This window comes from Aliikangiella coralliicola (assembly GCF_007004725.1).
Lineage (GTDB): Bacteria > Pseudomonadota > Gammaproteobacteria > Enterobacterales > Kangiellaceae > Aliikangiella > Aliikangiella coralliicola.
On record NZ_ML660163.1, the window covers coordinates 564550 to 578042 of the forward strand.

The 13493-nt window shown below is 40.7% G+C and carries 9 protein-coding genes; 5 read left to right on the forward strand and 4 right to left on the reverse strand.

Annotation, left to right across the window (positions count from 1 at the left end; all coding sequences use genetic code 11):
* The first annotated feature begins 18 nt into the window (after positions 1–18).
* From FLL46_RS11170 to FLL46_RS11180, 3 genes are all read left to right on the forward strand, one after another.
* The gene (locus FLL46_RS11170) at positions 19–4119 is read left to right on the forward strand and encodes a hybrid sensor histidine kinase/response regulator transcription factor (protein WP_142893593.1); all 4101 of its coding nucleotides are present in this window, start codon (positions 19–21) and stop codon (positions 4117–4119) included.
* A 275-nt stretch (positions 4120–4394) separates the two neighbouring features.
* On the forward strand, positions 4395–5171 hold the full coding sequence (locus FLL46_RS11175) for a class I SAM-dependent methyltransferase (protein WP_142893594.1): 777 nt from the start codon (positions 4395–4397) through the stop codon (positions 5169–5171).
* A 24-nt stretch (positions 5172–5195) separates the two neighbouring features.
* Positions 5196–6650 carry an MATE family efflux transporter gene (locus FLL46_RS11180; protein ID WP_142893595.1) on the forward strand — a complete coding sequence of 485 codons (1455 nt, stop codon included), beginning with the start codon at positions 5196–5198 and terminating at the stop codon, positions 6648–6650.
* A 226-nt stretch (positions 6651–6876) separates the two neighbouring features.
* Here the strand turns inward: FLL46_RS11180 and FLL46_RS26945 are convergent, their stop codons facing one another.
* The 4 genes from FLL46_RS26945 to FLL46_RS11195 all read right to left on the reverse strand — a co-directional run bounded on the left by FLL46_RS26945 (position 6877) and on the right by FLL46_RS11195 (position 11479).
* Positions 6877–7041, reverse strand: coding sequence for a hypothetical protein (locus tag FLL46_RS26945; RefSeq protein WP_168204130.1), 165 nt, complete (start codon positions 7039–7041; stop codon positions 6877–6879).
* Between the two features lie 171 nt (positions 7042–7212).
* Positions 7213–7773, reverse strand: coding sequence for a glycine-rich domain-containing protein (locus tag FLL46_RS11185; RefSeq protein ID WP_142893596.1), 561 nt, complete (start codon positions 7771–7773; stop codon positions 7213–7215).
* 529 nt (positions 7774–8302) lie between these two features.
* Positions 8303–10921, reverse strand: coding sequence for a VWA domain-containing protein (locus FLL46_RS11190; RefSeq protein ID WP_142893597.1), 2619 nt, complete (start codon positions 10919–10921; stop codon positions 8303–8305).
* 12 nt (positions 10922–10933) lie between these two features.
* Positions 10934–11479 (reverse strand): hypothetical protein, encoded by a 546-nt coding sequence (locus tag FLL46_RS11195; protein WP_142893598.1) that lies wholly within the window; start codon positions 11477–11479, stop codon positions 10934–10936.
* 386 nt (positions 11480–11865) lie between these two features.
* On the opposite strand from FLL46_RS11195, the gene FLL46_RS11200 reads away from it, so the two are divergent.
* A complete protein-coding gene (locus tag FLL46_RS11200; RefSeq protein ID WP_168204131.1) occupies positions 11866–12603 on the forward strand; it encodes an RNA polymerase sigma factor in 738 nt (245 codons plus the stop codon).
* Positions 12596–13489, forward strand: a complete 894-nt coding sequence (locus FLL46_RS11205; RefSeq protein ID WP_142893600.1) for a hypothetical protein — start codon at positions 12596–12598, stop codon at positions 13487–13489. Before FLL46_RS11200 ends, FLL46_RS11205 begins: the two co-directional genes overlap by 8 nt.
* Positions 13490–13493 lie beyond the last annotated feature (4 nt).

Here is a 13493-nt window from a genome sequence, read left to right on the forward strand (position 1 = left end):
GTAAAAAAATAATACGAGATGACAAAAAATACGCTGCGACAGATTGCCTCACTGTTTTTAGTCATCTCTTTCTCCGCTACAGCGAATAACCCGCGCTTTCGATCTCTCGATATTAATGACGGTCTTCCTTTTAACTCTGTCAGGTCTTTAGCTACCGACCATCTCGGTTATATCTGGATTGGAACTGAGCTTGGTTTAGCCAGTTTCGACGGCTACACCTTACAAAAATACCTTGCCGATAAAAATAACCCAAATTCCATCGCCGACCCCTACATTCTGGATATTGAACTCGACAGCAATAATAATCTATGGGTAACCAGCGGTGAAAACGGATTAAGTCGCTATAACCGGGCAACCGATAATTTCACGGTTTTTAGGCATGATCCCCAAAATAGTAACAGTCTGAGTGCGAATACAATTAACGCACTTCAACACGACGATAATGGAATACTGTGGGTCGCGACCCAAAATGGCCTGGATAGATTTGACACCTTGAATAACCAGTTTACTCACTATTCCCATGATGAATCTAACCTGGAATCATTGCCGAGTAACCGGATAAGAACTTTAGCTAAAGCTCAAAGCGGCGAACTCTATATTGGCTCAAGCAAGGGATTGTCGTATTTTCATGCTGAGACAAACAGCTTCAAAACAGTCAAGTTAAAAGAAGGTAATCAACCTGTCGTCAGAACAATTTCAGAAGATGGAAATGGCAAGCTCTGGTTAGGAACTCATCAAGGCTTATACACTTATGACCCCGCTACAGCAACCTCAAGTAAGTTTGAAATTGATTCGGTTAAATATGTTTTATCGTCTCTGATTGATTCAGAAAACAATATTTGGATAGGCACTTTTCAAAACGGCATATATCGCATTGACGAGTCGAAAAAAATCATTAATTTTCGTTCGGATAAAAGCAACGCCCACTCCCTGACGGACAATGCAATTATTAGTTTATTACAGGATCATTCAGGCATGATCTGGGCAGGTTCTTATACTGCAGGCGTTAACTACTTCGACCCGTTAACCATTGAGTTTGGCTCTTTCGATAACTCGATTAACAGCTTTCACTGCTTGCCTTCAAACGATTTTCGTAGCGTTTACCCTATTAATAATGAGGTTGTCTGGCTAGGTACCGACTCGGGGTTGGTAAAATTAAATTTAAATGAAAAAAGCTGCTCGAAGTTACAGCATGATTCAAATGACAACAACACGATTTCACATGACGAAATATATGCCATATCAAAAGGTAGTGACGAAACTTACTGGCTCGGCACCTCAGACGGTCTAGATAAACTTCACTCTGAAGACGATAAAATCACCCGGTATGGACACTTATTTGATGAAGCAGCCATCTTTAAAATAATCAACCTTCAAGATAGCTTGCTACTCGCCGCCGATAACGGCCTGTACAAGTTCAATAAGTCTAGCGAAACAGCTCGGCGAATAAGTTATCAAGATGGAAAAATTTTTGACCAAAATATTAACACTGTTTCAATCGACTCCAACGGCACTGTCTGGATCGCCAGTTCCGCCGGTCTGTATTACGCTGACTCACAACTCGATTCGGTAGAACAAGCGCCGGTTTCGATCAAAGAGCTGAAAGACAAAGCCATTCGTTCATTGTCAATCGACCAAGAGGAAAATATCTGGCTAACTTATGACGGTGAAGGATTGTATCTTTACGAGCGCAACTCAGGAAAGTTACAAGCGGTTGGAAACTCTATGGGGCTATATTTAAACCATGGCTTTTCGGGTTTATTTAACGACCAGTCCCATAACATCTGGATGTTAACCAAAACACAAGGGTTATATAAAATTGACCCAGTTGAAAAGAGTTTCATCAATTACAAAGCGGCAGACGGACTGCATTCCGAATTATTTAACCTCGGCGCCTTCGGCCAATTTCCAGATGGCAGACTTATCTTTGGCGGCCGGACAGGACTCAATATTTTTCATCCTGAAAAAATTAGCCTTAATAACACTCTTCCGAAAGTGTCGATTACTCAACTCAAAAAATTTGGCGAACCTGTCACGATTGAAAAGAGTCAGGCCGAAAAAGAAGCGATCGCAGATGCAGATGAAATCAATTTGTCTTACCTCGACTCAAATTTTGGGTTTGATTTTATTGCCACCCATTACCCCGCCCCTGAAAAAATCCAATATGCCTACTTGCTTGAGGGACTTGATAACAACTGGCATTACACCAATGCAACCAACAGAGGCATTACTTACGACGGGCTTAACGCGGGAGAGTATACCTTTCGGCTAAAAGCCAAAAGTAAAAATGGCATTTGGAGTGACGACAACGTCGCGTTAAGAATATATAAAACACCCGCCCCCTGGGAAACCTGGTGGGCTATTAGTCTTTACATTATCGCCTTAGTTTTAGCGATTATACTGATCATACGAAAAAGGACTCAAATACTGGCTGAAAGAGCCGTTGCTCTCGAAAAAACAGTGAAACAGCGAACACATGAGCTTGTTCTGGAAAAAAACAAAGTTGAACAACTTCTATCAAATAAAAATGAAGAGTTTGCGAATGTTTCACATGAATTTAGAACGCCGTTGACTTTGATACTTGGGCCAATTGCACAATTACTCAATACCAATAAAAACCCACAAGAACTCGATCGCCTGAATGTTATTCAGAGAAATGGATATCGACTACTCCGCATGGTTGATCAACTCCTTAACCTGGAAACTTTTCGCGTAAAGTCAATTACAGAACGCATACCACAGGCAATTGGAAAAAATATTCAGCTTATCGCAGAGGCGTTTATCGACCTGGCCAATGAAAAAAATATCACTATAAAAATAATAAACCGAGAAAAAATAAACTTTGAGTTCACTCAAGATGCGATGGAAAAAATTGTTCTTAATTTACTTTCTAATGCGCTGAAATATACTAAGCCTGGTGGCGAAATAATCATTGAGACGCTTCGCAAACCAGGTGACGGCTCTCAATTAAACGAATACCAGATAAAAGTAACAGATACCGGCATAGGTATCCCTGAAAGTAAACTTGACTCAATATTCGAACGCTATAATCGTGTTCTTAACGAATACAGCGAACAAGTCACTGGTGCAGGAATTGGATTGGCATTAGTTAAAGAACTCGTTGAAGCACATCACGGTAGGATAAGCGTTGAGAGCACAGTAGGAGCAGGGACGACTTTCACCGTTAGCTTGCCAATCATCGGTGAAGTTGACAACTTAAACATTGAAGCCAATAAGAATAACGAAATTCTAGCGATGGAACTAGAGAGCATTCACAACCAATTCTTACCCCTTTCTGTCAGCCATGAAAAATACCTGTCTCATAACCAGCATTCAACTAACATTTTGATCATCGAAGATAACCCCGATATGCGTCGATACATCGAAAGTTGCCTATCGGGTATCTACAATATTCTGGTCGCTAAAAATGGAGAAGAAGGGGTTAGCTTAGCAAAACAAGAAGTTCCTGATTTAATTATTAGTGACATCATGATGCCTAAAATGGACGGCTATCAAGTCACTCGCACAATAAGACAGTGCGAAATAACCAATCACATTCCGATCATTTTGCTCACCGCGCGAAGCGACCGAGAAAGCAAACTGAAAGGATGGTACGAGAAAGCTGACGAATATTTGACTAAACCTTTTGACCTTCAAGAACTGAAACTCCGTATTAGTAATTTACTGAATATTCGAGACATATTAAAGAAGCGCTTAACCGAAACCGCATTTAAAGAACAGCCGAAGACAGAGATCAAAGACGAACAAGATATTGATACTAACAAAGAGATTCAACAACAAGAATTTATTCATCATATTAACTCTTGTTTAGAAGGCATTTTTACCAATAGTGAATTAACCGTTCCGCAAATGGCAAAAGCAGTTAAGATGAGTGAACGTCAGTTTTTCAGAAAACTGAAAAATATAACGGATATGTCTCCTGTCGAATATTTACGGCGTTACCGGCTAGAAAAAGCAAAAGATTTGTTACAAGCTGGAAAATCAGCGAATTTCTCAGCTTACGAGGTGGGTTTCTCTTCACAAAGTTATTTTGGACGGTGCTTTAAGGCACAGTTTGGCATTTCGCCTGGCGAGTTTAAGAAATCGGCAAAGACATAGTTTACTTAAAACCATTTTAGTAGCTTAACTCAAATCGAATAGCAACCAATATAAAAATAACAACATTTGGAAGCAGGCAACTTTAACTATCTGTTTTTTTCGTCTCTCATTTAACTCCATTCATCGCATAAGCATGTGAAACAATGAATATTTGATAGTTTCGAAATATCTTGAAACAACTACCAGTGAACAAGAGCACTCTCCTTTGTCACAATGTCTGGCGATTAAAAAAGTATCTATTCCAGTCCAAATTTCAAAGGAAAAATATTGCTGCGATGAATTTAAGAAAAATAATTTTACTGGCAGTTATAAGTATTACTTTATCAGCATGCGATCATCCTGAAGAGCTTAAACAACGTCACATTTCAAAATCCGGCGTTGCATTGGCTGTAGGGCATATTGATCGACCTCAAGCGGATACCGCCAGAGATAAAGTTCGATTACCAGAAAAAGTGCTGACGTTTTTTAAAATTCAAAGCGGTGATCGAGTCGCCGAGCTACTGGCCGCCGATGGCTACTACACGGAATTACTCTCCCGATGCGTGGGTGAAAAAGGCAAAGTGTACATGCAAAACAACCAGAAATTTTACGACTTTCAAACTGACAGAGCAGTCAATGAAAGGCTTGCGGACAACCGATTACCTAATGTTGTCCGCTGGGACAAAGAGCTTTCTGACTTAGGCTTTGAAGCACAAAGCCTGGATAAACTGTTAATGGTATTGGTGCTTCACGATTTTTACTGGATGGAACAGGATGTATCACAGATTATTCAACAAGCTTACATAAGCTTAAAGCCAGGCGGCATTCTCGGCGTTGTCGATCATGCAGCGGTTGAAGGAAGCGGTGCCTATCACGCCAGTGACATGCATGGTCTCCACCGAATTGACAAAAACTTCGTGATTAAACAAATGCAAGAAGCTGGTTTTATTCTAGATGGCGATAGCGACGCGCTAGCTCAGCCCGATGATGATCGCACTCAGGCATTTTTTAGTGCCGATTTAAAAGGTAAGCCGACCGATCGATTCATGCTTCGTTTTAGAAAACCAGCTTAACTCTCAATACCTGTTTGATTACCAATGAAACCCTGTGTAAAAAAACAACAAAGAATTAGCCGTTCACAATGGATGCTAAGCCATCCAGTTGTAGACGTACTATCACGACTAACCAGACCAATGCTGCCGGCCATTTTGGCAGTTATGTCACTAGACTTATATGATATTTATCTGGTATCGCAATTGGGCACACAATCACTCGCCGCGCTAAGCTTTACTATTCCGATTACCAGTATTCTCTTTGCCGTTGCAATTGGGTTGACGATTGGTACAACAGCAGTTTTATCTCATTCTCTAGGAAAAGGAGATCATCATGAAACCCAGCGACTGGTGACAGACAGTTTTCTCTTTTCGTCTACTGTTGCTATTCTACTTGGTATTATCGGTATCGTTACGATAAAGCCACTTTTTCATTATCTGGGTGCGAACTACGCTTTAATTCCAGATTCTTTTCACCTCGGCCCCAAACCGGATATTATGCCGCTGATTACCGAGTACATGCAGTTACGTTATCTAGGTTTTGTTTTCATGTTAATTCCTTTATTGGCAAATGGCGTGATGCGAGCCGTCGGTGATGCGCAGTTTGCTGGCCGCTTAATGCTGAGCTGGGCAATCTTAACCGCGTTACTGGATAGTTTATTAATGTGGCAAGCTGGTGAAAACGCTAGTCTGATCGATATCGGTAAAGGACATTTGATTGCCGATAGCCTGACTTCCATCGTCTCTATGGTGTTGCTTGTTAAACGAGAAAAGTTATTAATCTTTGAACGTTTTTCTCAGACGGAATTTTGGTGTAGTCTCCGTCGACTACTTCATATCGGTTTACCAGCAATCTCAATTAGCCTTTTAACCCCCATAGCATTTGCCATTGTAACCAGCTGGGTCGCTTTTTATGGCCGGGAAGCTGTCGCTGCTTTTGGCGTATTGTCTCGCATTGAAACCGTCGCGTTGTTTTTACCTATGGCGCTATCCACTTCGTTACCCATATTTATCGGTCAGAACTATGCGGCAAATTTAATAAACCGTTGTTGTTCGGCCATACGAAAAAGCCTTCTTATCAGTCTCGCAGTTCAACTAGTGGTTTATATTGCCCTGGTGACTGGTGCTAACCAAATCGCACAGCAATTCAGTGATTCACCACAGGTAACCCATTTAATTGTATACATGTTATGGTTTTTACCCTTAGGTTACCTCGGTCAGGGTGTTGTCATTCTGGTTGTATCTTCATTGAATGCTATGCACCGCCCTAAAACCGCGTTAGTTTTATCGGTTATTCGCATGTTTGGTTTGCTTGTCCCTTTTGCTTATCTCGGCGCTTACCTGGGAAGCCTGGACGGGTTGTTTATTAGTATGATGATTTCAAATCTGTTAATTGGGATCATAGCTTATCTCTGGCTTAACCGTATTTGTTCCCGTGAATACGAGTTAAACATTTCCCCAAAAGTGGAATCGCCTGATCTCGATACTGTTAATTCATAAAGCAAATAAAAATTATTTTGACGGTATCCACTTCCACCGCTTTCGTTTATTTTTATAAGCTTATTTGAAAACCCGATGAAGCCAAACTAAAAAGCCACGCCAGTGAATGACGTGGCTCATTATTTTTCAACGGCAGACATCGGCATGATTGAAAATCATAAACCAGCATATATTCATCATAAAATACACCAGTTCTCTCACTCAAGCTCTCGAAGATTAGTCTGATTTATCCACAATATGCACACGGAGGCTGTGCACATTTTCCGCCGCACCGACTGCTGCAACTACAACCTGAGCAGGCCGCATTTTTACTAGAAATATTCTCCGACAAAGCTTGGTTGATCAGCTCATCTCTTTTTTTATCCGCTAATTCTTCACTCTTCTTATCCATTGATAGTACCCCTTTTGTTAAAAGTTACAGTATTATTGATGTAGCCAGAAGCTATCTCGAAAAGCTGTACTCGTGAATTTTGAGATGGCATCTAGTATTCGTGGCAAAAGCATTTGTTACTTATGCTAAATCAATTCGATTAAACCCCTGTTCATTTCCTGATAAATTCAACTAATGCTGCCCAATCAGCTGTGTTGTTTCAGGTTTAGTAACCTGTTGATAACAAAGCTCTGCTAATTGTTTTTTACTGTATTTTTTTGGGTATTCAAAATACAACTTTTCGAATGCTTTCCGGCCCAACTTATCATATGTACATTCATATTGAGGGCGTCTCTTATCTTTTAAAACTTCATCCTTTTGTTCTAATGGGACAGATTGAATTTCTTTTTGAAATTTAATCTTCTCAGCATCAGTCGTGGGTTGATGATGTAAATAGTAACCGAAATAATGAAAACAAAAATTGGTGTAATCCTTGGTAAAAAGTACGAAATTATGCCACATTTCGTCGATAACAAGGAGCGGTTCATCGATTTCCATTTTGTTTGTATATGTCTGATCAAGTCTTTGCTCGTGTGCTAACCACAGCCACTTTTTAGTGTGAGTAAATATATCGATTGCCTCTTCGGAAGTTACACCAAATATATCTACAAACCTGGAAATTACATTTGGGTTTTCATAAGCATCGATTTGTTCCAACGATGGCCTTTTAAAATTAATTTCTTTGTGTTTCATATATTATTCTGGCTATTAGTTATTATATCTCTTAGGTAAATACCTTATCTTTAGCTATCTTTAGCTTCGTCATTTTAAGCATAAGCTTCACGACGACCACAACATCAATTCCATTCAAATATATCGTAACTTTTTTAATTTTTAACAGGGAAATTTTGGTATTAGTTAATTTTGTCATTGGATTACAGTTAATTTGATCTAAGTATCACTGAAAGTATGCTTTGGAATCTCACACTCTGATATTCACAAGCGCAAAGAATCCTCGCAAAAAATCAACTTAAGAATATCTGATGGACACCATAAACTTTTTAGTATTGCCCATAATCTCAATGTCAAAAAGTATTCACCAGATTCTCCGTTTATGTCACTTTCCTACCCAAGTTAAACTCAAAAAAATAAATGAAAAAAAAGCTCAATTCGATCTGACTTCTTAGATATCGTCAAACGCAAAAAAGCCACGCCGCTGATCGGCGTGGCTTTATTTCTTCCATGAACCTGGGTTTGTTCAACCCTCCATTTGAGATAAAATCTACTTATCCGACTTTGGCATAGTCACCTGATCACCATCGAAGTAGTAAGATGTCACCTGCTCACGTTGTCCATAACTTTTTCCACTTTTAAACTGTCCCCGAATTCTCATACGATAACTACCAGCTTCCTTCAGCGGCAATTGCGCCGAGAAAATTCCATCGCCGGCTTTACGATCGCCGTTCTTACCATTATCGGCAAGCCTGATCTGTACCGTACGTTTTTCTGCAGGAATAATTGGACGAAGTTTTCCGCCTTGTTCCACATCATCGTAATAGCTATCATTTGTAGTTCGAACAGGAATAACGACATCAGCAATAAACTCAGCTTCGTTTACCACAACGCCTTCATGCACCAACCTTGTCTCAACAATCGGTGATTTTTCAAGTAGCTTGAAATCTGAAAACATTTTCGTTTTAGAAGAACTATAAGCCTGGGCAATTAAGCGAGTCTGATTTTCATGAGTTTTTGCAGCCTTGAAATGTAAACTCCATGTACCTACATGATCATCTTTATTATTGCACCGGTAAGGCATTGGAATTTTGATATGTCGATGGGTTGCTCCTTTTCGAACTTGAACGCCAGGCATGTTAAACACCGTTCCAATGGTACAGCCTCCGGGAGTCTTCACCGTAACATCGAATTGATTTTGGTTCGGTGTTTCCCAGTTCATGGTAAAAGTCAGGTCACGTTCTGATTCACTCACAATGGCATCAAGCTGACCAGATTGTCCCGCATGGAGTTCATATAAGGGATCGATAAGCGTTGTTAAATCGACGGCAGACGCAGCGATAGAAATAAAAAACTTCTGCAACTCGACGTTGGTCAAATCTTGATGCTCTAAATGCTGGCCACCGCTATTCAGTGCAACCTGGCTGAGTTCAGGACCACTCAACGAAGAACCTAATCCTAAACTGTACAGAGTAAGATCATTATTAACTATCGGTGCATTGATATCCATTAAGTCAGATCCCGGTGGATCGTTATGCATTCCATCTGAAAACACAAAAACAATTTGTCGATCATGAGGATCTGCAACGCCGGTTAGCTGGCTGACAGCCTCTTGAACGCCCGCAATAATATTTGTCAAACCACCGGCAACCATCGAATTAATCGCATTCTGTGCATTGGGTCTTGAAGCCGCGGTAAGATCCTGTAAGTTGAACGCAGGCACAAAAGGAACAACAGCGGAGTTAAACTGAACCAGGCCCAGTCTGTGACCACCGTCTAGATCGAGAAAGTCGATAAATGAATTAGCCGACAATTTCAATACATCTATTTTTACTCCCGAATCCATCATGCCGTTCATCGAACCACTGCGATCCAACACTAAAGCAATATCGGTGTCTCCAGTTCCTGTGACAAAATTAATTTCCGGCGTAGTTTCACCGGCCACTACCTCAATTTCCCGAATGGTATCAATATTCGAAAAGTCCGGCGCATTAGCTCCCGATGGCGCATCATCGTAACATTCCGTTGGAAATCCGGTATGACCGACACCGTTGAATACCGTTAGATTATATCGATTGTCGTCGTCCGCTTGCGTATTAGGAACACCATTATTCCAGGGAAGAATACAAACGTAGTAAGTGCCTGGCGTCATTCCTTTGATAATATAATCACCAGCAGAGCTAGCTGGGTCCCAATCAAACTGGCTGATCGAAAATGCCTCATAAACAGGCTGACTGGTATCAGCTGTATTATAGGCCCAGATACGAACGCCCTGCGCGGCCAATCCATTAGATTGTCTTACCCAACCACTAATTGCACCAGTGGAATAAGGTGCCGCACCGTCAGGCCAAAAACCTGTAGCGGGATAGCCTCGACCGGAAGAAGCAATATCGTCTTCCTCAAGCGATCTGATATTATTCTGAAACGCGATGTTTGTGTCACTTACCGAAGGAAACATAGTTGCTGCATCAACACCGGCAAAAGCCATACTTGTATGTGACAAACCAAACAAATGGCCAAATTCATGGGTTGCCACCGCTCGAATATCGAATACGTTAGGCGTCGCATTTGGCGCAGTAGAATAATCGAACTCATCTGGATTCCAGGTCATATCCATGTCAAGAATAGTTCCCTCAGTCAGGTTAGTTCCATTCGGATAAGTTGCCAACGGTAAGTTAACGACATTACTTGCGCCACCGGCTTGTCCACAATCAACATTGCGATTGCCATTGTTCAAGACGATGGTTGGTCCCACATAAGTGGTGGTTAATCCCATGGCAATAACGCCGGCCGGCCAGGTGACATTATTATCTGACCAGGTGACAATATTAACCAGATCGCATCCTGAATCGCTCACCGGCGTTTCACCACTATAAACGACCGAAATATCCGAGGTCAGCACGTTTTGCCACTCTGTAAAAGCATCAGAAATTTCATTAACTGCATCGGGATTACTGACTGCCGGCGTCCCCTGCATGTTGGCGTCGTTATTTACCACACCGTCTTCATGAAGTCGCCACTCTAATGGCATGGCAGCATCATTCCACAATGTGTGACTAATCACTGACAATCCGTTGGTGGGTGTTTCCAGATTTTCTCCAGCTTGAATATTCGCAAGACACAAACATGCCACGGCTAAAGCTGAAAGTTTCATTGTTTTCCTATTCATTTCTAGCTCTCCTTACCTGTTTATCTTGGCTTGTTGGCGAAAATTCCCCAATAACTTGGACAAACGGCCATTACTTTGCAATCGAGAAATACTTTCCCCTTTCTTTAACAACTGAATTTTTCCCGATGCGTGTGAAAAAACTTTACTTCCTGACAACGCACTTTTTTTAGGCGCGTCAGATAAAAATAAAATTGCAGTTTCCCCTTCTTCTAAAGTGGTTTGGTGGCTGAGTGTTTGACGAATAACACCAACAGTTCCACCAACGTAGGAAACCTTCAGCTGGCCTCGTGTTGCCTTTCCTTTAATGGTTTCTAATGGTTCGATATTGGCTGTGGTCACGATAATGTTTCCGACCCAGCGAGAAGATAAAGAGCTGACTTTACCCACAACGATTTGCTGACTGGGACTAACCATCGCTTCGATGTTATAGCCCTGATTATTTAGATTATTGAGTTTTTTGGTTGCCGCCATAGGGTTGCTGATTAACAAACACTGCGAAAACAAAATCGCACAAAAATAACCGGCTAACCGGCGTTTAATATTCTGTTCGGAACTCATGCGTTTCTCCTTTCGAAACTAACTTTCGATTTCCATCTGTTAAGCGTATCGATTGTTGCAAATGTCTGCGCCTGTTTATGGCTGACAAAAAAGATCCGCCGCAAATGACACTTTCATTTTTTAGACGTGTCAGGGGTATATTCGCGGTTTGTTCCTTTTTCTAACAAAAAAAATTATTTTTTATTTTTTTAATAATTTCTTGTAAGAAAAGCCTTTTTAGAAGCGAATATATTAAAAATGAAGCCTTAACTTAAAAAGCATCAAGCTTTTAATTTCTGATTGAGATATTTGTGAATCTTCACCCAGCTCAACACGAGTTAAAGTTTGATAGGAGCGTAAAAACTGTTATGATAGTTTCGTCACCAAGGAACGAGCGAACAAAAAACATGGAAAGCAAAGCCTGCGCTTCTAAGCAAGGCATATCTTTAATTAGTGATTGCAAAAGCAAAATAGAAGCCTCATCAGTATTGGACATTGTTAGTCAGGCAATATCAGGAAACCGGCACGCAATTCGAAGGCTAATTCGCCTGTTAACTCCTGTTATTCAATCATCAGTTGCTCATATTCTCACGCGGACTCGTTCCGATTCATCTAGTTGTGATATCCACGCAGAAGTCGCCGATTACTGCCAGGATATTTTTATGCTGCTTTTCAAAAATGATTCGAAAATATTGAGAAGTTGGGATCCTGATAAAGGGATGAGTCTAAATAGTTTTATTAGCCTGATCACAAAACGCCGCGTCATATCCGCTTTACGACAAGAAAAACTAACTCATCGATTAGATGACAAAACCATCGAACAAAAGATTGAATGTCACCGCAATGTGCCGGACATCGAAACCCAATTTATTGAACGACAATTGCTGCTAAATATTATTTCGTCACTAAAAAAAGACATTAGCGAATTGGGATACGACCTCTTCATACAGTTATTTTTATTTGAACGTACGCCAGAAGAAATATCAGCAAAAACTGGCGTGAGTAAAAATTCGATTTATGTGTGGAAAAACCGCCTCCGCAAAAAAGCAAAAGATATTTTACAGAAGTTAGAACTTGAAGAAGCCCAAAATAAAACGTCAGCGAAAAAGCAAACATCACATCAGGAGGCTTACGTCGATGAATGAGAATCAATTATTGGCGCTATTAGCCAACGAAATTGACGATATGGATACCGATAAAGATCTCAAGGCCTTGGTATACAATCGGCTCAGCCAACAGGAAGTTGAGCAACTAAAATTGGAAACAAATCACAATCCGTCACTCGGTTCAATGCTAGATGCATTTACACCGCTTGAAAATGACACCTTGACTGATATTGAGCATAATATCGTTAGCACTTTTTTCGAGGATACACCTCAAGCAAAAATAGCATCCGATGTTACCAATAAAGAAACTCATGGTTATAACCTGATCGAGTATGTTAGTAAATTAAAGGACAAACTAAAATCCTTTACTAGCCTCTCGATTGCAGCGTCAGCACTTGCTAGCTTCGCCCTCATTTTTATCAGTATCAACTCGACACAGCAGCATACACTTCCTGCTTACTCCATTGAAGTCGGCGGCTATAACAAACAATATAGAAACGACAATAAAGTTAACACTGAAAAAAATCCCAGCCTGGAAAATAAGCCAACGTTAGAAACAAACTCTTCAGGTTTTGAAAGACTCGCTTTCTTTCCAGAAAATCGCCCGTCAATATTGTTAAGACCGAAACACGCTGTCACAGGAGAAGTTGACGTATTTATTTTGCTTGAATACAAAAACGAGATGACGAGGGTAAAAAGCCATATTACCAAAGCCGACTCAGGCTCTTTCAAAGTAAAACCTGAACTCAACGGAGTATTTGTCAATCAGGGAAGCTACCCATCAACTCTGGTCGTGGTTATCGCCAAACAAGGACATAGCCCAAAACTCGAAACTATCGCAGGTAAAATCAATCAACAAGTTGAGAGTTACTATTCTGAAGATTGGCTCTATCTCACTCAGCCCATCGTTATTCACGCGAAATAAAGTT

Excerpts from the sequence above, each read along its gene's own strand:
- FLL46_RS11170 (WP_142893593.1), top strand. The coding sequence starts at position 19 with ATGACAAAAAATACGCTGCGACAGATTGCCTCACTGTTTTTAGTCATC.
- FLL46_RS11175 (WP_142893594.1), top strand. The coding sequence starts at position 4,395 with ATGAATTTAAGAAAAATAATTTTACTGGCAGTTATAAGTATTACTTTA.
- FLL46_RS11180 (WP_142893595.1), top strand. The coding sequence starts at position 5,196 with ATGAAACCCTGTGTAAAAAAACAACAAAGAATTAGCCGTTCACAATGG.
- FLL46_RS26945 (WP_168204130.1), bottom strand. The coding sequence starts at position 7,041 with ATGGATAAGAAGAGTGAAGAATTAGCGGATAAAAAAAGAGATGAGCTG.
- FLL46_RS11185 (WP_142893596.1), bottom strand. The coding sequence starts at position 7,773 with ATGAAACACAAAGAAATTAATTTTAAAAGGCCATCGTTGGAACAAATC.
- FLL46_RS11190 (WP_142893597.1), bottom strand. The coding sequence starts at position 10,921 with ATGAATAGGAAAACAATGAAACTTTCAGCTTTAGCCGTGGCATGTTTG.
- FLL46_RS11195 (WP_142893598.1), bottom strand. The coding sequence starts at position 11,479 with ATGAGTTCCGAACAGAATATTAAACGCCGGTTAGCCGGTTATTTTTGT.
- FLL46_RS11200 (WP_168204131.1), top strand. The coding sequence starts at position 11,866 with ATGGAAAGCAAAGCCTGCGCTTCTAAGCAAGGCATATCTTTAATTAGT.
- FLL46_RS11205 (WP_142893600.1), top strand. The coding sequence starts at position 12,596 with ATGAATGAGAATCAATTATTGGCGCTATTAGCCAACGAAATTGACGAT.